The sequence below is a fragment of the Vibrio sp. 10N.247.311.51 genome, from assembly GCF_041467855.1.
GTDB classification, from domain to species: domain Bacteria; phylum Pseudomonadota; class Gammaproteobacteria; order Enterobacterales; family Vibrionaceae; genus Vibrio; species Vibrio coralliirubri.
In genome coordinates this window covers 118594-139316 of the sequence record NZ_JBFSVK010000009.1, presented here as the reverse complement: position 1 = coordinate 139316, position 20723 = coordinate 118594, and the positions used below count along the sequence as shown (strand labels likewise).

Annotated in this window: 22 protein-coding genes; 10 read left to right on the top strand and 12 right to left on the bottom strand. The window is 44.1% G+C overall.

Going from position 1 to position 20723, the window contains the following annotated elements:
- Positions 1 to 82 precede the first annotated feature (82 nt).
- The gene (gene cqsA / locus AB6E85_RS10865; RefSeq protein WP_372142627.1) at positions 83 to 1264 is read right to left on the bottom strand and encodes an alpha-hydroxyketone-type quorum-sensing autoinducer synthase; all 1182 of its coding nucleotides are present in this window, start codon (positions 1262 to 1264) and stop codon (positions 83 to 85) included.
- 283 nt (positions 1265 to 1547) lie between these two features.
- The gene (locus AB6E85_RS10860; protein ID WP_372142625.1) at positions 1548 to 2930 is read right to left on the bottom strand and encodes a PLP-dependent aminotransferase family protein; all 1383 of its coding nucleotides are present in this window, start codon (positions 2928 to 2930) and stop codon (positions 1548 to 1550) included.
- Between the two features lie 103 nt (positions 2931 to 3033).
- Here AB6E85_RS10860 and AB6E85_RS10855 point away from each other — a divergent pair, with 103 nt between their 5' ends.
- Positions 3034 to 3930, top strand: a complete 897-nt coding sequence (locus tag AB6E85_RS10855; RefSeq protein ID WP_372142624.1) for an EamA family transporter — start codon at positions 3034 to 3036, stop codon at positions 3928 to 3930.
- 95 nt (positions 3931 to 4025) lie between these two features.
- Here AB6E85_RS10855 and AB6E85_RS10850 read toward each other — a convergent pair whose 3' ends face one another.
- The 3 genes from AB6E85_RS10850 to AB6E85_RS10840 are packed head-to-tail and all read right to left on the bottom strand — an operon-like array spanning position 4026 to position 6092.
- Positions 4026 to 5027, bottom strand: coding sequence for a GTP-binding protein (locus AB6E85_RS10850; protein ID WP_048611502.1), 1002 nt, complete (start codon positions 5025 to 5027; stop codon positions 4026 to 4028).
- Positions 5017 to 5577 (bottom strand): carbonate dehydratase, encoded by a 561-nt coding sequence (locus AB6E85_RS10845; protein WP_048611500.1) that lies wholly within the window; start codon positions 5575 to 5577, stop codon positions 5017 to 5019. The genes AB6E85_RS10850 and AB6E85_RS10845 overlap by 11 nt, the downstream gene beginning before the upstream one ends.
- 59 nt (positions 5578 to 5636) lie before the next feature.
- A complete protein-coding gene (locus AB6E85_RS10840) occupies positions 5637 to 6092 on the bottom strand; it encodes a Fur family transcriptional regulator (RefSeq protein ID WP_372142623.1) in 456 nt (151 codons plus the stop codon).
- A 653-nt stretch (positions 6093 to 6745) separates the two neighbouring features.
- Between AB6E85_RS10840 and ihfA the strand changes: the two genes are divergently transcribed.
- Positions 6746 to 7042 carry an integration host factor subunit alpha gene (gene ihfA / locus AB6E85_RS10835; protein ID WP_004734853.1) on the top strand — a complete coding sequence of 99 codons (297 nt, stop codon included), beginning with the start codon at positions 6746 to 6748 and terminating at the stop codon, positions 7040 to 7042.
- A 191-nt stretch (positions 7043 to 7233) separates the two neighbouring features.
- On the opposite strand, the gene AB6E85_RS10830 is transcribed toward ihfA, so the two are convergent.
- On the bottom strand, positions 7234 to 8223 hold the full coding sequence (locus AB6E85_RS10830) for an ABC transporter substrate-binding protein (RefSeq protein WP_372142621.1): 990 nt from the start codon (positions 8221 to 8223) through the stop codon (positions 7234 to 7236).
- A gap of 346 nt (positions 8224 to 8569) precedes the next feature.
- On the opposite strand from AB6E85_RS10830, the gene AB6E85_RS10825 reads away from it, so the two are divergent.
- The 4 genes from AB6E85_RS10825 to AB6E85_RS10810 are packed head-to-tail and all read left to right on the top strand — an operon-like array spanning position 8570 to position 11152.
- The gene (locus tag AB6E85_RS10825) at positions 8570 to 8875 is read left to right on the top strand and encodes a c-type cytochrome (RefSeq protein WP_004734857.1); all 306 of its coding nucleotides are present in this window, start codon (positions 8570 to 8572) and stop codon (positions 8873 to 8875) included.
- Positions 8872 to 10098: a molybdopterin-dependent oxidoreductase gene (locus tag AB6E85_RS10820; protein WP_372142620.1), complete on the top strand. Its 1227-nt coding sequence runs from the start codon at positions 8872 to 8874 to the stop codon at positions 10096 to 10098. Before AB6E85_RS10825 ends, AB6E85_RS10820 begins: the two co-directional genes overlap by 4 nt.
- The gene (locus tag AB6E85_RS10815; RefSeq protein ID WP_372142619.1) at positions 10098 to 10601 is read left to right on the top strand and encodes a cytochrome C; all 504 of its coding nucleotides are present in this window, start codon (positions 10098 to 10100) and stop codon (positions 10599 to 10601) included. The genes AB6E85_RS10820 and AB6E85_RS10815 overlap by 1 nt, the downstream gene beginning before the upstream one ends.
- Positions 10598 to 11152 (top strand): cytochrome c, encoded by a 555-nt coding sequence (locus AB6E85_RS10810; RefSeq protein WP_372142618.1) that lies wholly within the window; start codon positions 10598 to 10600, stop codon positions 11150 to 11152. The genes AB6E85_RS10815 and AB6E85_RS10810 overlap by 4 nt, the downstream gene beginning before the upstream one ends.
- Positions 11153 to 11304: 152 nt before the next feature.
- Here AB6E85_RS10810 and AB6E85_RS10805 read toward each other — a convergent pair whose 3' ends face one another.
- A complete protein-coding gene (locus AB6E85_RS10805; RefSeq protein ID WP_017059130.1) occupies positions 11305 to 12081 on the bottom strand; it encodes a RelA/SpoT domain-containing protein in 777 nt (258 codons plus the stop codon).
- A gap of 324 nt (positions 12082 to 12405) precedes the next feature.
- Here AB6E85_RS10805 and AB6E85_RS10800 point away from each other — a divergent pair, with 324 nt between their 5' ends.
- Positions 12406 to 13059, top strand: a complete 654-nt coding sequence (locus tag AB6E85_RS10800) for a thiopurine S-methyltransferase (protein WP_372142616.1) — start codon at positions 12406 to 12408, stop codon at positions 13057 to 13059.
- Positions 13060 to 13174: 115 nt separating this feature from the next.
- Here the strand turns inward: AB6E85_RS10800 and purT are convergent, their stop codons facing one another.
- The 5 genes from purT to sbcB all read right to left on the bottom strand — a co-directional run bounded on the left by purT (position 13175) and on the right by sbcB (position 18193).
- The gene (gene purT / locus AB6E85_RS10795; RefSeq protein WP_372142615.1) at positions 13175 to 14350 is read right to left on the bottom strand and encodes a formate-dependent phosphoribosylglycinamide formyltransferase; all 1176 of its coding nucleotides are present in this window, start codon (positions 14348 to 14350) and stop codon (positions 13175 to 13177) included.
- 167 nt (positions 14351 to 14517) lie between these two features.
- Positions 14518 to 15405 carry a cytidine deaminase gene (cdd, locus tag AB6E85_RS10790; RefSeq protein WP_017059133.1) on the bottom strand — a complete coding sequence of 296 codons (888 nt, stop codon included), beginning with the start codon at positions 15403 to 15405 and terminating at the stop codon, positions 14518 to 14520.
- 286 nt (positions 15406 to 15691) lie between these two features.
- Positions 15692 to 16369 (bottom strand): LrgB family protein, encoded by a 678-nt coding sequence (locus AB6E85_RS10785; RefSeq protein WP_017090893.1) that lies wholly within the window; start codon positions 16367 to 16369, stop codon positions 15692 to 15694.
- 2 nt (positions 16370 to 16371) lie between these two features.
- On the bottom strand, positions 16372 to 16743 hold the full coding sequence (locus AB6E85_RS10780; RefSeq protein ID WP_004734867.1) for a CidA/LrgA family protein: 372 nt from the start codon (positions 16741 to 16743) through the stop codon (positions 16372 to 16374).
- A gap of 25 nt (positions 16744 to 16768) precedes the next feature.
- Entirely contained in the window at positions 16769 to 18193 is a 1425-nt protein-coding gene (gene sbcB / locus AB6E85_RS10775; RefSeq protein WP_248368049.1) for an exodeoxyribonuclease I, read from the bottom strand.
- An 885-nt stretch (positions 18194 to 19078) separates the two neighbouring features.
- Between sbcB and AB6E85_RS10770 the strand changes: the two genes are divergently transcribed.
- The 3 genes from AB6E85_RS10770 to AB6E85_RS10760 are packed head-to-tail and all read left to right on the top strand — an operon-like array spanning position 19079 to position 20710.
- Entirely contained in the window at positions 19079 to 19513 is a 435-nt protein-coding gene (locus tag AB6E85_RS10770) for a DUF4402 domain-containing protein (protein WP_372142614.1), read from the top strand.
- Positions 19514 to 19565: 52 nt separating this feature from the next.
- Entirely contained in the window at positions 19566 to 20003 is a 438-nt protein-coding gene (locus tag AB6E85_RS10765) for a DUF4402 domain-containing protein (protein WP_372142613.1), read from the top strand.
- Complete coding sequence (locus AB6E85_RS10760) at positions 20000 to 20710, top strand: molecular chaperone (RefSeq protein WP_102479078.1); 711 nt, start codon at positions 20000 to 20002, stop codon at positions 20708 to 20710. Before AB6E85_RS10765 ends, AB6E85_RS10760 begins: the two co-directional genes overlap by 4 nt.
- Positions 20711 to 20723 lie beyond the last annotated feature (13 nt).

Here is a 20723-nt window from a genome sequence, read left to right as displayed (position 1 = left end):
CTGGGCTCTTTTTGTATCGCGACATGATAGCGTCCATTCAGTCCTGCCGTTGGTGTTAGTTATAAATATGGTTCGAACAAGGTTACACGAACTCTAACTCGGGGTGATGGTACGCTTCGTGACAAACCGTGAGCACATGGTCAATGTCTCTTGGCGTCATGTCGGCATTCACTGAAAAACGGATGATGTTTTTGTTCTTGCCAGTAGCCGGGCGGCAGAATACCGCACCGAACACATCACGCTGTTCTAGGAAGTCACGCACACGTTCAGTGTTCCTTTCATTGCCGCACTCTAGCGCTATAATTTGAGACTCACTGCGGATGTTAAAGCCAATTCGCTTTAGCCCCGTAGTCAGCGACTTAGCCCGATTGAATAAGGCTTCTCGTTTGCCTTCCGCACCTTTGATCACCTCCAACGTTTTCTCCAAACGAACCACCTCTTGTGGTAATACCGTTGAGCTAAAAATCGCAGGGTACGCCACAAACGGCAAGGTTCTAGACAATTGTTTAGGACCAAGGATTGCCCCGGCGCGATAAGCAAAGGTTTTTGCCAAGCTAACAGTGATAAAGTCGACTTGGTTGGTGAGCCCCAATGCTTGCACTAAGCCTGCACCATTTTCCCCATGTGTACCCAGTGAATGCGATTCATCAACGACAACGGCACAATCAAACTCCTGCGCCATTTCGTAGATGTCGCGTAGTGGGGCGATGGTCCCAATGGTGCTGTAAACCGAATCGACCACAATAACGCCTGAGCCGTGGCGCTCTAGCTGTTTGCGCAGGTGATTCATATTGTTATGCATAAATGGGTGGGCGAGGGCGCCTGCAGCGCGAATGCCTTCCCAAAGCGACATGTGTGCAAAGAAGTCAATGTACACCGGTGTGCTCGGTGGGCAGATGGTTTGCAATAGCCCAATATTGGCCGCCCAGCCTGATTGAGAAAGCAAACAGCTCTCCATTCCAACATAGTTCGCAAGCTCAGTTTCGAACGCAGGTTTAGACTGCTCATCTTGTAAGAAAATGGCAGACATCACCACGTTGTCATCGTGCTCACAGATCGCCGCTTGATGGGCTTGTTGGATCTGTTTGTTGTGTGACAGCGCTAGGTAATCATTGCTCTGCATCACAACGGCACTGCGCTGGGGGCGTTTACCCAATACCAAATGCTTTTGGCTTTGGTTCTGGGTAATCAGGTCTTGAATATAGAAGTTCAAGCGTTCTTCGATAAAGGAAGGTAGTGGTTTGTTTTTTGTTTTATCACTCATAATAGTTCTCTTCAAATACAGGAAAACGCCAGCGCTGACGGCTGTATATTGACGATAAAAAGTGATGTGTCATTAGCCAAGTTGCATAAATTTGTGGGTGCTTGCAAACTCAGCATTTAAGGGTTTTGAGGCGAGTGGGTTTCCTTACGGTTCGGGGCTTTAACCGAATCAATATAGGAATAATAGCCTTCTTTTTTATGACAAAAGGCTATTAAAATTCGGTGTTCGAAAGGCTTTTAAAAAAGCTGATTTTGAAAGGCTACGGGCTGTTAGCTGTTAGCTGTTAGCTGTGAATGTGGATAAGCTCGATTAAGGCATCCAATTGCTGCTTAGTTTCACCCTCTAACGAATACCCAATATTGATGCGTAAGCAATTGCTGTAAAGGTCGAGAGTGCTGAATAGGTGTCCAAGCCTGATATCAAGGCGCTTCTCGGTAACAGCTTGAGCAAAGGTTGGTTGATTCAGGCTTGGTATTTGCAGCCAAAGTACCATGCCACCTTGCGGGTTACTTATCTTCACGTCTTGAGGAAGGTGTTGGGCTAAATAACTAAGGTATTGCTGGCGCAACGAAAGGATTTGAGTACATCTTCTTCTAACGTGCTTTGCGTATTGGCCAGATTCGATAAAGTCAGCAACAGCGAGTTGAGTCGGTAAGGCAACGCCATAGCTTGCGGCAGAAAACTGTGCCTTGTATTCATTAATATACCTTCCCGGTAAGCACCAACCTAAACGGTAGCTCGGTGATAGGCTTTTCGATACAGAACCGCACCACAGTACATAGCCGCCTTTGTCATAGTATTTCGCTGGTAGTGGTGTGTGTGAGGAGTAAGACAGTTCAAGATACACATCATCTTCAATGATCGGCACTCGATATTGATTCGCTAATTCGGCAAGCTTCTGTTTTTGACTTGCCGACATATTGATCCCCTGAGGGTTCATATGAGAAGAACAAAAGATCGCGGCATCGACTCGCTTGTTCTTCAAATGCGCTTCCAGCTGTAGCAAGTCGACACCATCATCGAGCGATGGGATTTCGATGATCTGGCGTGACATCTTTCCGAGCAACTCCAGAATGCCATTGAAACAAGGAGAGCTAATCGCAATGGTGTCGCCTTCTTTGGTACACGATTCAAGAGCGGCCTTAATCGCTGACATACAGCCTGCGGTGATAACCATCTCTTCAGGTGAAAAACGGACATCGAGCTTGGCAAAGTGGGTGGATAATGCCTGTCGCAACATCGGCTCACCTTGTGTATCAGGGTAGTGGTTGAGCCTGCTACCCATCCGTTTAATAGCGCGACGAAAACTTCGTTCCAGTTCAACGATCGACTGTTCATCATTGGTGGTGCTCGAAACCCCTAAAGGTCCGTTGATTGAGTTGTGAGTCGATGACGTTTGCTTAACGCTAGACACCTTACTCTCAAACTGTGCCCACTCAGGCGTTGAGTGAGATGGCTTGTGAGGCGAGACAAAATAGCCCGCTTGCGGTCGAGAATGTATCCAGCCTTGTGATTCCAGTTCTTGGTAACAGCTCACCACGGTCGACATGCTTATGGCTTGTTGCTTGGCCAATTGACGTAGCGAAGGCATGCGTCCGCCTTCCGCTCTTTTGCCTGTTTCTATCTCATCGATAAACTGATTGGCTAGCTTTCTATAGATACTCATTGTCACGATCGTTGTTAACTGTACTGGTTTTTATTATAAAAATTGTAGCTGTACTGGTTTTATTATTCAAGGGATACTCATTTAAAACAAAGGAGGGGTCAGTATGAAAAGAAATGATTTGTTGTTAGCGGTATTCGTCATGGCGATTTGGGGATTCAACTTCTCGATGATCAAAATGGGTGTGACTAATGTTCATCCGTTGTTAGCAACCGCCGCACGTTTTTCGCTAGCGGTGATTCCGGTGATATTTTTTGTAGCGAGACCTAATGTCGCTTGGCGCTACTTAGTGAGTTATGGCTTTGTATTCGGTGTGGGAATTTGGGGTATGGCTTCATGGTCGATCACTGCTGGTTTATCGTCTGGGCTTTCATCGGTCTTGCTTTCAACCAACGTATTAATCGGCATGGCGGTTGGCGTGTGGGTGTTCAAGGAGAGTGCTTCTGTTCGTAAATTATTGGGTGCGATGCTAGCTATGTGTGCGTTGGCGGTATTGGTATCCGCAGCAACGGGCAATGTCACCGTTAATGGCGTGATCTTGATTATGATTGCGGCGTGCAGTTGGACCTTGATGGGCGTGATTGTTAAGGCATCGAAAACCACTCAAGCTTTTTCGTTCAATGTCTGGGGGATGCTGTTTGCTCCAGTGCCATTAGTGTTATTTGCCGTGATGTTACACGGTGACCAAATTATCTGGCAGGGCATCGAACAATGGGATTGGAACACGACGATTGCGGTGCTGTTTCAGGCTTACCCAACCACGCTATTTGGTTATTGGGTATGGAATAAGCTGCTAATCCAATACCCGTTAAGTACGACCGCACCGTTAACCTTGTTAGTGCCTATCTTCGCATTGATCAGTGGTTACTTTATGTATGATGAGGTGCTGTCTGTGGCTCAGGTTGTTGCATCAATACTGTTTCTTGTCGGGATTGGTTTGATTGTGAAACCTGCGAGTTCATCGAATACCAAAGCGAAACAAACACTTGCCGGGCAAAAATGATTGAAGAAAACTGATATTGCATAAGCAGTTTTGAATGATAAAAAAGCCCACTAGTTTTGGTATACAAGGCTAGTGGGCTTATTTCTTTCTGTGACTTAAGCGATCATGCACTCAAGTAATTGGCTCTCTAGATCGTCATCTATTTCTAGACCGATCACTTCTATTCTGGTTTCGATACACTCATCGAGTTCTGATTCCGTCAAGCCATCCTCTGTTAAGTTGTACCCGAAAATACCACTTTGAGTAATGAATACCGCTTTCATCCGCTCAGCTTTCAATCCAACTAAAAAGTGTCTCAAACGCTGGTGGTCAAACAGTTTCTCTGCAGAGAATCGCCAACCAACGCTTTCAAAACCTTCACCTTGGTTAGTCGCTTTGATCATACCGCTTTCTGGCATCGGTAATTCTGAAGCGAGCGGCTTTTCTTGCTGGTGATGATGGTGGTGGTGCGCTTGTTGGCCAAAGAAGTTTGTATCTCCTTCGAACTCTTCAAAAGGGATTTTTCCATGGTGAGCGAAGACTAGCTTGGTATTCGGGTGACAAATTTCAGTCACGTATTCAACCAGTTTCTCTGCGTCGCCATCTTGGTATAGGTCGACTTTGTTACCAACTACGGTATCGGCAATGGTGATTTGCTGATTGAAGGTATCGTGATCTGCATAGCGAGAATCAGAGAGCTTCCGTGCATCGACTAAGGTAACGTTTTTCTGCAGTGATAGTACTTTATGGTAATGTTCAGAGGACAAAACTTGCAGCACTTCTTTAGGGTGACCAAGCCCTGTTGGTTCGATTAATAAACGATCGGGTTTGGCTTCGGTAAGCAGTTGATTGAGCGCGATTTGCATCGGTAAACCTGCCGCACAACACATGCAACCACCGGGTACTTCACGAATGAACACTCTTTGTGTGGTCTGGTTGCCTTGAATCAAGCTACCATCAACGCCGATTTCTCCAAACTCATTCACTAACACAGCCCAGCGTTCATTTTCTGGTTGGTTCTTCATCAGGTTGAGAATCGCAGAGGTTTTTCCCACCCCAAGGAACCCGGTAATAATGTTGGTTGGAATGCCTAACATAGGTGACTTATCAGAGCTCATTAGCAATTCTCCTGTAGCCTTGAACTAGGGTGTGGTTGGCTGATACCACAGACTCTGAAAATGCAGAGTATTCAGGCGGTACTTTGGAGATGCTATTTAAGTCAAACCCTGAGCCTATATTGGTCATTGGTGGAACATGGAAGTTTTCCGGTAAATCGAGGCCATCTACCACACAGTTGTGGCGAATGACGCAACCTTTGCCAATCACAGCATTGAATACCACCGAGTTGAAGCCAATAAAGACATCGTCACAAACTTCACATGGCCCATGAATGATAGAGCGGTGAGCGATAGAAGAGCGTTCTCCAATGGTAACCGCTGCTCCTGCTTTTGAGTGGATGACGACACCATCTTGTATATTGGTATCGCGCTTAATCACGATTGCTTCCATGTCACCTTGTTCGTTAACCTCGTCGGCACGAATGACGGCGTAGGGGCCGATAAACACGTTATCTTCAATGATGACTTTCCCGCAGATGATAGCGGTCGGGTCAATGAAGGCGGTTTCCGATACGTTTGGCATATGGCCGCTAGGGTTTCTTCTTAACATATTGAGCTCTTTTATTTTTTTAGTCCGCAGGGCCTTCCACCATTGATGGAGCGAAATATTTATGTGTCGACGCATTCATCACATACGCAGCTAATCTCTAACTGGGGGCTTGTTACAGTAAAGCCTTCTTGCTTTGCGTGAGATTGAAGATCGCGAATGATGGAAGGGGCGATGGTTTGCTCGGTGATTTTGTCGCACTTAGAGCAAATCAAAAACTGCGGGATGCCGTGCTCATGATCGCAAAGGATATGGTCGCAAAGTATGTACTTATTAGAGACTTGCAGTTTGTGCGCTAAGTGCTGTTCTTCAAGAAACTCCAACACTCGATAAACCGACATCGCTTGAACGTGTTGAGCAAAGTGTTCCTTACAATATTCAACGATTTCATACGCAGACAGCGCTTTGTCGGCATGACCCAGTGCACGCAGTATCAACAGTCTTTTAGCGGTAAACTGTTTTCCGTTTGTTTTACAGCCTTGTTTTACGTGCTCGATGATCGCTTCGATGTCTCTCATTCAATCCACAAAATTAGTGATAATGTGGATATGTTATAACATAACAGCTAGTTGTAAGGAACGAACTTTTACTTAAACAACCTCTTAGGTGGGATCTCTCTTTTCAGGCTTACTTTGTAGATGAATAATAGCCGTTTATTGCTCATCATTTTGCATGTTGTGCCAAAGAAGCTTTCTTATAATGATTGGATTACTGATTAAAACCCCAAAAGAGAGTGGGTTGTTATAAGTGAATTCGAATTAAATTCTGAAATGATACAAATCTCATATTTAATAACGCTTATTTAGTAACCTCTGTTGAGTCCCATATCAAATCAAGTGGCTGATTTTATTGGGTATCGGAGAAAAGTCTCAAAAATTATTATTTAGATCGCTAAAGTTTTAAATTCTACCAAGTGTTATTTATATAGAATATAACTCCATTTGGTGGCGGTTGAGTAGATGGTTTTTAGCTATATATGTGAATTTTGAAGCGAGTTATCTTTCTGATTTGAAAGAATAATTAAATAGTTAAGATAAAAAAGTTGGCGAAAATCAGAAGCTTGGCATACACTTTCCTTGTAAATGACCTTATCTCATTGATTGAATAGGGTAAATGCTTTGGCGCTACTGACGATAGTAGCAATGTTTAACATAGCTTTGAGGAAAGTTTTATGGCACTCACGAAGGCCGATTTGGCTGAGAACCTGTTTGAGACACTCGGATACAGCAAGCGGGATGCCAAGGAAACGGTTGAGGTGTTTTTCGAAGAAGTTCGTAAAGCACTCGAAAATGGCGAACAGGTAAAACTGTCTGGTTTTGGTAATTTTGATCTTCGCGAGAAAAACGAGCGACCTGGTCGTAACCCGAAAACTGGTGAAGACATTCCAATTTCTGCTCGACGTGTTGTTACTTTCAGACCGGGACAAAAACTAAAGGCCCGAGTTGAAAATATTAAAATCGAGAAGTAGCCAAGCAATAGACCACGCCTAGCGTGGTCTTTTTGTATCTGCATAGAGTTTAAGCGAAACGCATTTCTCTAACTTCGAGTAATCTTTCTCAAACTCTCAAACTCTCAAACTCCATCTTCTTTCTGTTCCCCGTAACGAACTTACTTTAGATGCTAAAACAGAGACTAGGCTTCTGCCTTTGAATCTTCGCTCTAAAGGGCTTGTTGAACCTTACTTGCGATCTCTTCAGATACCCAAGGCTTCCAAACTTCTGGAGAGCTTTCTAAGAAGTAATACATAGCTTCTTCTGCATCCGCTTGATTTTCTTCCATCCAAGCTAACATCTGGCTCATTTTCTGATTGGTGAAACCACGTTTCTGGAAGTATTCGTAGGCAAGAGGCTGGCTAGTTGCGAAGCTCTCCGTTGTTACCGTGTGAACCGGCGCTGGTGGGAACATGGTCACTTTAGGTGATTCACAGTCAGGTTGAGTAGTGCAGTTTCGAAATTCCTCGAGGTCGATACCGCTACCAAAATCAACTTTAACCATTTCATACTTACCTAGCACAGGTGTAGGCGACCAGTAATATCCAAACCATGCTTTTTTGCGTTCGTAAGCTTTCGCTATCGTACCTGCTAAAGCGGCGCCTGAGCCGGGATCAACCATTTCAAAATTGTGATCTTCTAACTTAAGCGCATCGAACAGGTGACCGGAGGTAATCTGACAAGTCCAACCCGCAGGGCAGCTATAGAAAGCAAACTTCTCATCATCTTCTGGGTGTTCAAACAGCTTTGCGTTTTTAATCACACCTTCAATGGTTGTGAGCTCTGGATACTGTTCAACAAGGTAGTTCGGGACCCAAAACCCTTCTTCACCCCCATTAACCAGCGACTTACCTGCATAGCGTAACCGTTTATCTGCTACGCCTTTATCGAGTGCTTCTTTGATTCCGTTTGTCCAAAGTTCGGGCGCGACATCTGGCTGACCTTTTTCGATCATAGAGGTACCCGTTGGAACGCTATCTCCGGGGATAAGTTGTGCGTCGCAGCCATAACCTTCATTAAGAATAAATTGGTCTACGTGTGCTATTAGGCTTGCCGAGTTCCAGTTCATATCGGCTATCGTGAACTCACCACATTCATTGGCATGAGAAGGTAACGTTAGAGCGGAGAGCACGAAAATCGCAGATGTTTTGATTTTCATATGACGAAATCCCTTTAATTGTCAGATGGTTGAAATTGTATCTAAGCAAAAAAACTTAAAGGGATAAAGAGCAATCACCCAGATATTTGTGACTTATTTGAACTGACTACGATCGGTCTGTTTCTGGGTTAGATGAGAGGAGTTGGAATAAAAGATAAACCACACATTTAAAATGGACAGCTAGAGAGTATGGATTAAGTGTATCTTATTGGTTTTTTAAATCTGTTCAGTGAAATTGAACAGAGGTTAAATCTAATTGAATTTAAATAGACCGAGTGATTTGCTGTAATATGCTCAATAAACAGCCAGTTAATCTATTTTGTTGATCTAAATCTAAGGAGAAGCTTTGCGTAAGTCCGCTTTAGCTTTGATGTTACTCTTTTTATCAACTGTCGCTTCGGCAGCTGAGTACCAGCAACTCGCCAATATGTGCATTGCTTGTCATGGCAGTAACAACGACACCTCGTTTCCCTCTATCCCCAACCTTAAGTGGCAAAACCAAGTCTACCTTACTGAGCAACTGACTGACTTTAAAAGTGGTAAGCGTGAGGACAAAACGATGTCCAAAGTCGCGCAACTATTGTCAGAAGAAGACATCAAGAAGTTAGCTAATTACTTTTACCAACTGAACAACACAGGGTCACCACAATGAGTTTAGATAGAAGACAGTTCCTTAAAGCCGCGCTTTCAGCAACCGCAGTATCTGCATTGCCGGTGTCGTGGGTATTTGCCGCGAATCGCCCTGAAGGCTTAGCAGCACTGGACATCAATGCATTAACGTGGGCAAAAGCAGAAGATCTACCGGATTACTACACCGTTTTAAATACCAACCCTTTAAATGCGTATCCGCCAGAAAGTATGCTTGCACCTGCTGTGACTCCTGCAGATGTTCCCTTTGTTCGTTGGAATGGTTTGATGCCAGATTTTACGGAGATGGACCCAGATACTTGGACCTTTGAAGTGAAAGGTGAATCGGTAAAACAGAGTAAAACCTACACGATAGCTGAGCTCAAATCTAAGTTTAAACATCACACGCAAAGCCTAGTATTGGAGTGTGGCGGTAACAGCCGAAACAATTTTTATCCGAGCACTAAAGGCAACCAATGGAACAATGCTGGTGTCTATTGTTCACAGTGGACAGGTGTCTTGTTGAGTGATGTGCTTAAAGACTGTGGCATTAAAGATGATGCGGTTTACGTCGGTAACCATGGCTTTGATAAGCACTTGAGTGGTAAAGGTGAGGCAATTTCACGTGGCGTTCCTATTGCAGCGGCGATGAACGATAACGCCTTGATTGCATGGGAAATGAATGGCGAGCCAATTCCTTATCTCCATGGTTATCCGCTACGAACGGTATTTGGCGGTCGACCGGCTTCTGTTTCTCAGAAATGCGCAACAGGCATCAGTATTCGAAACAAGATTCATGATGGACACAAGATGGCGGCTCCTGCTTATCAAGTGCCTAAGAACCCAATCGCTCCGGGTGAGAAGGTGGATAACAAAGATTTCCGAATCATTGAAGAAATGATTGTGAAGTCGCTGATTACTTCTCCAAAAAGTGGGACAGAGTTTGCCCTCGGTAAGAAGGTTAAAGTCAGTGGTCATGCTTGGGCTGGGTTAAGAACCGTTGAGAAGCTGCAAGTGAGTTATGACTACGGCACCACTTGGCATGATGCAAAGCTGAATAAGCCGCTAAACAAGGGCGCGTGGCAACAATGGGAAGCCGATCTAGACCTTCCTATGACAGGTTATTATGAGATCTGGGCGAAGGCGACCGATAGCGAAGGTGATAGCCAGCCAGTCGTGCAACCGCAATGGAATCCTAAAGGTTATCTGTTTAATGGTTGCCACCGTATCGCAGTAAGAGTGTCGTGATGCTGTCTATTTCCAATAAGCCTATTGATGGCCGTTCTAAGCTTACTAATTTGGTTAATGGCCAGTCATTTCATGCAGACTCAACTCCTGTCAGCAAGCGCAGTTACCGTAAAGGCATAATGAGAGCGGCATTGGTGTGCAGCTTATTAACGTCGATGCTTGTTCATGCTGAAGACATTCCAGAGAACCCAAAAGAGTACTATGGCGTAGATAAAGCGTCGGGGCTGATCATGGCACCCGGTTGGGAGACCGTGAAAGGGCAATGTAACGCCTGCCATACCAGCTTAATCGTTGCTCAGAATAGCGGTAATCGAGAGCAATGGCGTGAAACCATTCAGTGGATGGTCGACACTCAAGGGCTGTGGGATCTGTCTGATACTTGGGACCCGGTATTGGATTACCTCAGTACCTACTATCAAGACAAAGGTATCGATATGAACAAGTATCGTCGTAAGCCTATTGATAGCGCTTTGATGCCACCTATACCGGGAGAGAGCCAATGATCATCAATCGATTAAAACGGACCGCTCTTGTGAATGGAATTGTTTTTAATAGAGCTGTTGCAAATAGAGCTATTGCGATAGCCGCTGCAGCAATAGTTTTGTCGCTGTCGGCGTGTACTGATGAACAGCCGAGCACTGAAGATAAAGTTGCCTCGCGAGTCGAATCATTAGGAATAGAATCGAAACCAGCGCCGAAGCTTGAAGTGGAAGCTAAATCTGAGGTTGAAACGCTTGTCGATAGCAAGGTAATCACCAAAGATTACATACCTAGCTTAGTGTCAGGTGAGAAGTTGGTTCAAAATCTATGTAGCCAGTGTCATGGCGACAAAATTATTCCCTTCGTACAATCTTATCCGAATATCAAAGGTCAGAAAGCTGGGTTCATTCTTAAACAGCTGCGTGATTTTAAAAGTGATGAACGCCAAGATCTGTACATGCAGTCGGTGGTCAAACACCTTTCAGATGAAGACCTACAAGACGTAGCCGCATTCTATGGTACGTTGAAGCCATTGGACTTATACAATCGCACTAAAGAGTATTATCACCAGTAGGTGCGCTTTCTCTGGGTACTGGCTAAGTTGGTCTCTACGAGGTTCGGTGGGCAAAGCAGTAGATAACGATAAGTAAAACGATGGATAAAAGAAAGGGCTGCGATTATGCAGCCCTTTGTCGTTCTTGTTTATGATAATTGCTTAGTCAGTGATTAAGCCGCTTTAATGTGCGTTGTGATGTATGGTTGCCATGCTTGTTGATAAAGCTCTAAAGATTGGCGTCTTAGGCTATTAATTTGTGCCGCTTCGATATCGTTGATTGGGCGATGTTCTGCAATTGCGTGACGCTCAATACCTTGGATAATTTCGTACAGCTCGTGCTCAGGGCCACTTTTCACATCAGCAATCGCTTTTAAGTGGAGTTGAACCTCTGCAATGATGTTGGTTTTAGGTAAACGAACCAACAAGTTAAGGTCACGGTAGCCAGAGTCAGCTGGTGATTTAAACTTGTTTTTCAGCTTAACAACGTCTGCTTCACGGCTTAACGCTTCGTAAACTTCAACCAAGCTCTCGACATCGTTCGCGATGATAGTTGCACGGGCTAAGTCGGTAATTTTTGTCACATCACCATCAAGCTCAAGGGCGATTTTTTCTTCTGCACGAGCTTGAGATTTAACGCCAGCAAATAGTGCTTCAGAATTGGTGAGTAGAGCAGTACTTTTACAGATAGTTTCTAGTTCAGCTTGGCCTTGATGCGCTTTGCTGTACAGAATATCGAAGTCGGTGTAAGGCTGAGTCGGGCGTGAGTCGAAGGCTTTGATGCCGTAAAGGCCGCTCAAACTATGACGGAATACGTTTGAAGATACTTGGTTTTGCGCAGGAGTGCGCGTTTGATCAGTTGAACTTGTTGAAACAGGTGCTGCTGCGAATGCAGGCGCTCGGCTCAATACTAGAAGCATTAGGGCCGTCGTACGGAGAAATACACTCATTCAAACTCCAAAATACAAGGTTACAAAAAACGGGTAGTCAAAAGGGGTAACCAGTAACGCACAAGAGTAAAAACAGCTTAACTAAACTCACTACATATTAAATGGGGCTAGCTAAGACAGAAACCAACTCTAACGTTTAATATTGCTTTAAAATGTGAAGATATAGACAAATAATCCAACCGTTAGTTCCGCAATTATCAGAACTTTGAACTTAGCCAGTTTCTGGTTTTATCGAAACCAATTTGGTACTTTAAACCAAGCTAAGGTTGCTCTTACCTCTCTATACTGTACCCTTGCATTATGACTGTTTAACATGAACGAAAGATGAATAATCCTGAATTTTGGCACAATAAATGGGCAGCCAACCAAATTGGTTTCCACCTCAAAGATGTAAACCCACTTCTGATTAAATTTTGGGAAAAGACTGAGCCTAGCTACGAGAAGAGTGTGTTTGTTCCACTTTGTGGTAAAAGTGAAGATCTGATTTGGCTAGCTTCAAAGCATGAAGATGTTCAAGGTGTCGAGTTAAGCCAGATTGCGGTTCGCGCATTTTTTGCAGAGCACCTTTATACGCCGACTGTGACTCAAATTAGCGGTCAGCACGAGCTCTACCAATTCGATGAACTGAACATCTACACGGGCGATTACTTCACAGCGCCAATCCAGCCTGTCGACACCATTTATGATCGCGCGTCTTTAGTCGCATTGTCTGAAGAGATGCGAGTGCAGTACGTAGAGCGTTTGAAACAACTGTTGAAACCGGGCGGTAAGATCCTTCTGGTGACTCTAGATTATGACCAAAGCGAGATGGCGGGGCCTCCGTTTAGCGTACCTAAGTTAGAGATTGATCAATTGTTTGCGGGATACAAAATCACATTGTTGAATCAAGATATTGCGGACGATAAACATCCGAAGATTGCTAAGAAGGGCTTGTCTCGATTCAGTGAAGAAGTGTATTTGATTGAGTCAGACGCTTAAGTTCAGTCTGCTTAGTTAAGCCAACAGATAACACCAACAAAAAGACGGGCTCGATAGCCCGTCTTTTTTTATTGTTCAGATTTGAACTCGTGATTGTTCAGAATTGAATAGCTGGTTAGTAAATCACTTTTACTTTTGACGCGCTCTCAATTGCATCTTCAATCGCTGTCTCTGTACTGTTGCGACGAGTAAGCGCCACACCTAGACGACGGCGACCATCGATATCAGGCTTACCAAACAAGCGAACTTGTGTTTGTGGTGCGTCTAGCGCCTCTGTAAGACCTTCAAAACGAATGTTGGTTGAAGTGCCTTGGCCAAGGATAACCGCTGAAGCACACGGGCCGTATTGCGTGATGGATTTGATCGGCATACCGGTAAAGGCGCGTACGTGCAGTGCGAATTCAGATGAGTCTTGAGACATCAATGTTACTAAGCCAGTATCGTGTGGGCGAGGGGATACTTCATTGAAGATAACGTGATCGCCTTTAACAAACAGCTCGACACCAAAGATACCGTGACCACCTAGTGCGTTAACCACTTGTTCAGCTGTGTATTGCGCGGCTTTCAGTGCATTGTCTGACATCACTTGTGGCTGCCATGATTCGCGGTAATCACCGTCTTCTTGGCGGTGACCGATAGGCGCACAGAAGTGAACACCGTCGACTGCGCGAACGGTAAGTAGCGTAATTTCGTAATCGAAGTCGATGAAGCCTTCAACGATTACACGACCCGCGCCTGTACGACCGCCTTCTTGTGCGTAGTCCCAAGACTTCTGAATGTCTTCTTCTGTTTTGATAACGCTTTGACCTTTACCTGAAGAGCTCATTACCGGCTTAACAACGCAAGGCATGCCCACGAATTCAACAGCGGCTGAGAAATCTTCAAAGGTGTCTGCAAAGCGGTAAGGAGAAGTGCTCAGTTTTAGCTCTTCTGCGGCTAGACGACGGATACCTTCGCGGTTCATCGTTAGCTTGGTCGCATTCGCAGTTGGAACGACATTTAAGCCTTGTGCTTCTAGCTCTACCAGTTTGCTGGTGGCAATAGCTTCAATTTCAGGAACCACATAATCTGGCTTTTCTCGTTCAATGATCGCTTGAAGTGCATCGCCGTCTAACATGTCTAATACATGGCTACGATGCGCAACTTGCATCGCTGGTGCGTCTGCATAACGGTCACAAGCAATAACTTCCAAACCTAAACGTTGGCACTCGATAGCAACTTCTTTGCCGAGTTCACCTGAACCTAATAGAAGTACACGAGTAGCATTTTCACGAGTAGCAGTACCAAACATAGAAATTCCTTCCGATCTTTTGAACGATTGATTGAAAACGGGGTGATCATACTTATTTCAATGACAAAAGCAAACGTTTGCGCAAGTTGTTGCGTTAATTACAGGCATAAAAAAAGCAACCCTGTTAAATAGGGCTGCTTATTTAAATTTTTGTTAATCAGATGTGCTTATATTGCTAAGTAAGTCACTGGAATGTCGGGATTAATCGCTTCTAGTGTAGATTGCGTATCCGCTAGGTGACTGATGCTACCTTCTGCGATTTCAACCAAAGCAGCACTTTCAATTTGTTCGAAATCGAAGCCAGCCAGTTTAAGTTGAATTAACGCGACTTGCAGAGGAGGTAGGCTCGGGTTGAACGCTGCATTTTCTGCGTAAGCACCCGTGAAAATCTCACCTGACGTCAGTTGTAATGAAACACCACTTAGGTTTTTGGTGTAAGGAGCATGGCTGCGGTTTAGTGCTGCTAGCGCCTCTACAACAATAGGTGTTGTTTCTTCGGTCGTGTACTTATGATCAAGCTTTGTCATTAGGCCAGTTGTCACACCTAAATCAGCAGGGCCGAACGAGTCTGGTAGGTACTCTTGCAGAGACATTTCATCACGTTGTGGAAGCTGAACTTTAAGTTCTTTTGCTGTTGTCAGTTCGTTCATGAATTGACGACAGTGACCACAAGGACTGAAGTTGATGGTGATATCTGAGATACCGAGTTCGCCTTTCATCCAAGCGTGGCTGATTGCAGATTGCTCAGCGTGAACGGTTTGACCAAGTTGAGCACCAGCGATTTCAAGGTTTGCACCAAAATACAGAGTACCAGACAAACCACGCACGATTGCACCAACATAAAAGTCAGATAACGGAGCGTAAGAATACGCTGCGGCAAAAGGAAGTAGCGCAATACGTAGTTCGTCATCCGCTAGACCACTTGCTTGCAGTAGGCTAGCAAATTGTTCTGGAGACAATGTCGCGTCAAAGTTGTCTGCTAATACGATGTCACTCAAAAGCGCTTTCATTGATGATGGAGCACTTTCCAGCGCCAGGGTAATACGACTGTTCATGTTGAATCCTTAATTGACCTTAGGCTTTAAGTTTATGCATTGCTCAGGAATTTTCTGTGATAAAGATCACTATTGCATTGTTGTTGTTACATTGGTTTGCATAATTAGAGTGAGGTCACACTTGAAATCGATTGCAAGAGCCATTTATACAGCTGATATCGCACTTAGTGCTCGTAAAAGACCGTGACTTGACTGCTAGTGCTAAATAAATGCGAATAAAAAGCCCAAACAGACACTGTAATAAACAGCATTCTGGTTGGGCTGAATCGCGTAGTGATCGTTTAGGTTAAGAATAGAACCAAACCACGAGCGAAAATATACTCGGTGCGATGATTGAGGTGATAACGCCACAGAGCACAAGAGCCAAAGAACTGAATGCTGCATCTTCCTGATTCTTTTCCGCACAAGTCGCGGTGCCTAAAGCGTGAGACACGGTACCCATGGTTAAACCTCGTGCAATAGGGCTCTTAATACCAATGAGATTGTAGATTGGATAAGCAAAAATTGCCCCAAACAGACCAACAATCAATACCAGTATTGCCGCAATCGCAGCTTCACCACCTAAATGGCTCGATACTTCCATCGCAATTGGTGTGGTGACTGACTTACCTAATAAACTCGCAATCAAAGTTAAGTCAGCTTTAAAAGCCACTGCGATTAATGCTGTCGTTGTCATCGACATCACACTGCCTAGCGTGCAAGCAAAGGTGATGATGCGCCAGTTTGCTCTGATTTGAGGTAGCTGTTCGTAAAGCGGATAAGCAAGTGCAACAACCGCAGGCTGTAGCATGTAGGTAATCCAAGTGTTGTCAGCATAGTAAGTCTCAAACGGTACTCTAAAGAACGTGAGAATCGGAATGATGATACCAATGCTGATAAGCAGGGGGTTACACAGCGGCGAGTTTACTTTTTGACTTACCCAGCGAGCAAATAGGAATACCACGATGGTGAGTAGAATCCACATGATCAGTTACCTCTCGAAAGCAAGCGGTCTAAGAACCATGATAAGGACACCAACACCAGTAATGTGCCACCAACGGCGCTCGCCATAATTGGCAATGCGTTCGCGATGAGCATGTCGAAGTGATCCATCAACCCAACACTGATCGGAACAAACAGTAAGATCATTAGGCGGATAATCAAGCTTGCACCGGGCTGTACCCAGTGCGAAGGAACAATACCAATCACCATGGCGGCAAACAGAATCAACATGCCAAAAATACTGCCTGGGATTGAGGTATCCAAAAAGTGCTGTAACGCGTTACCTGCTGTAAGTGCACCTATGATTAAGGTGAAGGAGATTAAGCAGTAAACCAGTTGGATCAATCTTTCTTTCAAAGTGTTACGTCTCTTGATAATGGAATTAGCTAGCTAACTTTTCTACGTATTGATAAACCGCCTTCAAGATAGCCATTTTCTTCTCGTCACTTTCATGTTCGTGCGCGAGGTTTTCAAGGTTGAGCATGTACTCTTCTAAACGGCACTCATAAAACTCACGACAATGGTTCGCCCATTTCAATTGCTCAGCTTCGTCGAGCGTCCATGGGAAGTTACGCGCACGGTAACGGAACAGTAACGGTTTAATTCGTTCGTCACTGAAGGTGATATCCAAAGCTGCCAAGTTGTTCGGGTCAGTTTCACGAATGATGTTCATCGCTGTTTTATCAGCAGGTGAAAAGAAACCGTCGTAAAGGTGTGTGTCAACATCATCACTCTTTTCGTACTCGCGCTCTTGTGAGTACAGGCCGATCAGTTTTTCGCGGATCTCTGGATGTTCGCGCAGCAGTGCCAAGTTCTTCAAGCATTGTTGGCGATCGATACCGATGGTTTCGGCATTTTCAGCCGTCAGCGTTTTGGCTGGAGCAAGAATAGGGCACTTGTTCAGTTGAACCAATTTGATGGGTACGGGTAACTCGTCTTCATTCAGTTCACTGCGTTTGGTATAGAGTCTTTCTCTGAGTTCATCAGCGTCCAGTTCTAACAGTGGGCTTGGATCTTTGGCTAAATCAACCACGATAACGGCATTTTGATTGGTTGGGTGCCAAGCCATAGGCACAATCCAGCTGGTGTAGTTGCAGTCACGGCCAAACATGCCAGAAACGTGCATCAATGGTGTCATGTTTACGATATCAACCAGGTCATTTAGCTTACGCTTATGACGCATGTTGTAAAGGTAATCAAACATCTTAGGTTGTGCAGCTTTCAGCTTTTTCGCTAATTCGATAGTCGCAATAACATCGGCCATCGCATCGTGCGCGTTCTCGTGTTCAATGCCATTTGCCACAGATAGGTGTTCCAGTTTGAAACTTGGATAACCTTCTTCGTTCTCTGGCCAAACAATGCCTTCAGGGCGCAGTGCGTGAACAGCGCGCATTACATCTAATAAATCCCAACGTGAGTTGCCGTTCTGCCAGCTCCACGCATATGGGTCGATGAAGTTTCGGTAACAGGTGTAACGCGTTACTTCATCATCGAATCGAATACTGTTGTAACCAAGGCTTGTAGTGTTTGGTTTCGCTAACTCAGCATGGATCTTAGCGATAAACTCAGGTTCAGGAAGACCTTGTGAAGCCGCTTTTTGAGGCGTGATACGGGTGATCAATGCTGCTTCTGGCGCAGGGAGGTAATCAGCAGGAGGTTGGCAATAGATAACCAGAGGCTCTCCAATAACATTGAAATCTTGGTCGGTACGAACACCTGCAAACTGACTCGGACGGTCTTTTGCTGGGCTCACGCCCCAAGTTTCGTAATCGAAAAAGAAGTAGGTCGGCTGATTATCTGAACTCATTGAATTTCCTGAACAGCAAGCGCGGAACGTTTACTGTGGCTGAAGGTTAGTTTTGTTCAGTATCTGATAGTATGCGGTACGCGTGCAACCCAGATCACAAATAAATTGCCGGAAAACGGTGCTTTACTATTCAATCGAGTCAACAGGGAAGCTTTTGAATCGAATTGTGGCGATTTCTTCGTAACGGTTCTGCCTGTTTACGGTTTAGATGAGCGGCGGTGGTGGAGAGTCAGGGTCACTATCAAGGTACAGATGTTTAAGCTATCAGACGACCGTTTAAACCGTTACATCTTCATGCCTAATGCTCTCCCCAATTTAGTTGTCTTTCGGCAATATAATTCACTTAGCTTTGACGATTTATTGAGTATTTATGAGTGTAGGGGTAATCATGTTGGATAGTTCTACGTGTCTCATTTTTAATACTGTTTAAAACTTATGTTTAAACTGGCTAATACAGAAACTTAATATTTCATTTTTATTACAGATCAATGTTAATACTGGTTTGTTTCATTTATGAGACTATATTGCAACACGGTGATCTATATAGTGATTCATTTAAATAAAATGCTTGGTTATTACTTTTGTTTATTGTGCAGACATTTTAAATAAAACGTTTTTTATAAAAGTAATGACGTATAAAATTAAAGGGATTAAGTGTAAAACCAGTTTTATATATAATTAATAAAAACACCTAAATACCACTATTTTTGCTAGTGTTATTTGTGTCAATTTGCGTGATCTTATTCTCACTGCGCCTCATTTCTTTATAAATTAGTGTCAATGTATATATTTTCTAAATAGGATTGCTGTTACTTAATTGTTAACTCTGATTAACTATTAGGTAACCCTAATAATAAAGCCGATTTTATATAAAGGATTAAAGAAATGAACAAAATTTTTAAGGTTGTTGCTGTCTCTGCACTTTCTATCTCTTCAGCGAACGTTTTCGCTGTGAGTGACACTTTTGATGCAACACTAGAAGTAAAACAAGCAATTACAATGACAAAAACAAGTGATCTTGACTTCGGTATCATCACTTCAGACAACACAACAGACGTTGTTATCGCTCAAGGCGATGCAGGGGCGGCGGCATTTACTCTTTCTGGAGAGTCTGGTGATGCAGTAACAGTCAGTATTTCTGATACTAACTTGGTGAATGGTGTAAATACGATTGCAGCTGAATTTGACTTTAATAATGCTATTACCCTTACGGGTGGTACTGCGGATCTTAATATTGGTGGCACTGCACGTACTTCAAGTGCAACATTAGTTGCTGGTACATATACTGCTAACGTTGCAGTAGATGTAACTTACCAATAATTAAATGAAATCAGTATAATATTACGGCTGTTGCAAAGCAGCCGTCTTTACTATGAGTGTTCTATCCAAATACGCGATTTATATCGGTCTTATTTTTTATTCTAGCCCTTTTCATGCGCTGGAAATTATTCCTGAGAATATGGAAGTGAAATTTCCAGGCATGTATATCTCTGGATCGGGTCAGAATGCGGATTCAAACCCAGCCAATAGTCAGGTATATGTGGTGCGCTTTTACGTTGAAGGTGAGCCGGGTCAAAAAATAGTGGTTTCTCTCCCTTCTAAGCAATACCTAAACCATTCTCGTAAATCCAAGCGCCTGCGTATTAGAAAGTTCTATTTTGGTTGTGGCTTATCAAAGCGTGGTAGAGCCAAAATCAAAGGGAATGGAAGAAGCAAATTATTGTGTATTGGTGCCAAAGTGAAAATCGGCGCTAATCATCCCGCTGGCGTTTATACCAGTACAATTCCTTTTGAGGTTAATTATAAATGAAGTTATTTATCTCATGTGTTCTCGGCTTACTTTTCACGGCACAAGCCTCTGCTCAACTCCTAATCGCTCCAACTCGTTTTGTCTTAGATGCTGATACCTCTGTGACGGAAAAAATCGTGGTGGAGAACAATTCGGATGAACCGATTCGATTGGAGATCAAACCAATCTATCGACCAGTCAAGGCCAGTGGGTTAGTTCGTACCGACGCGAATATTGCTGAGTCTGAAAATATCGCTGATTGGATTAAAGTGTCACCGCCGATTATTCGTGAATTGAAACCCAACCAAAGACGCACTGTTCGCTTACGCATGAACGCATTGCCAGACGACATGCCAGATGGCGAATATCGAGCTTACCTATGGTTTTCGCCTATCGCGAAGGCTGTTGAAGCCTCACCGCCTGATTTATCCAGAAAGGTTCGTTCTAACAACGGTTCTGCGTTTCAACTCAACTTTCATATCAACAGTTATGTCCCGGTTTATGTACAAAAAGGTGAGCAGGTACAAGATGTGAAGTTTCAATGTGATGATCAGAACCTCAAGATCACGAATGACGGTAATTTCCAGTTCAGCGCTAAACTGAATGTCGACGAACACAGCGAAAAGGTGGTGTTACTTCGAAATGCAGAATTAACCAAACCGCTACCAAAGGGCTCGAAAGTTTCATTGGTGCAGAACGACCAGCCTTTGTACGAATGTGTTCTGTAGCTTGAACTGTGTG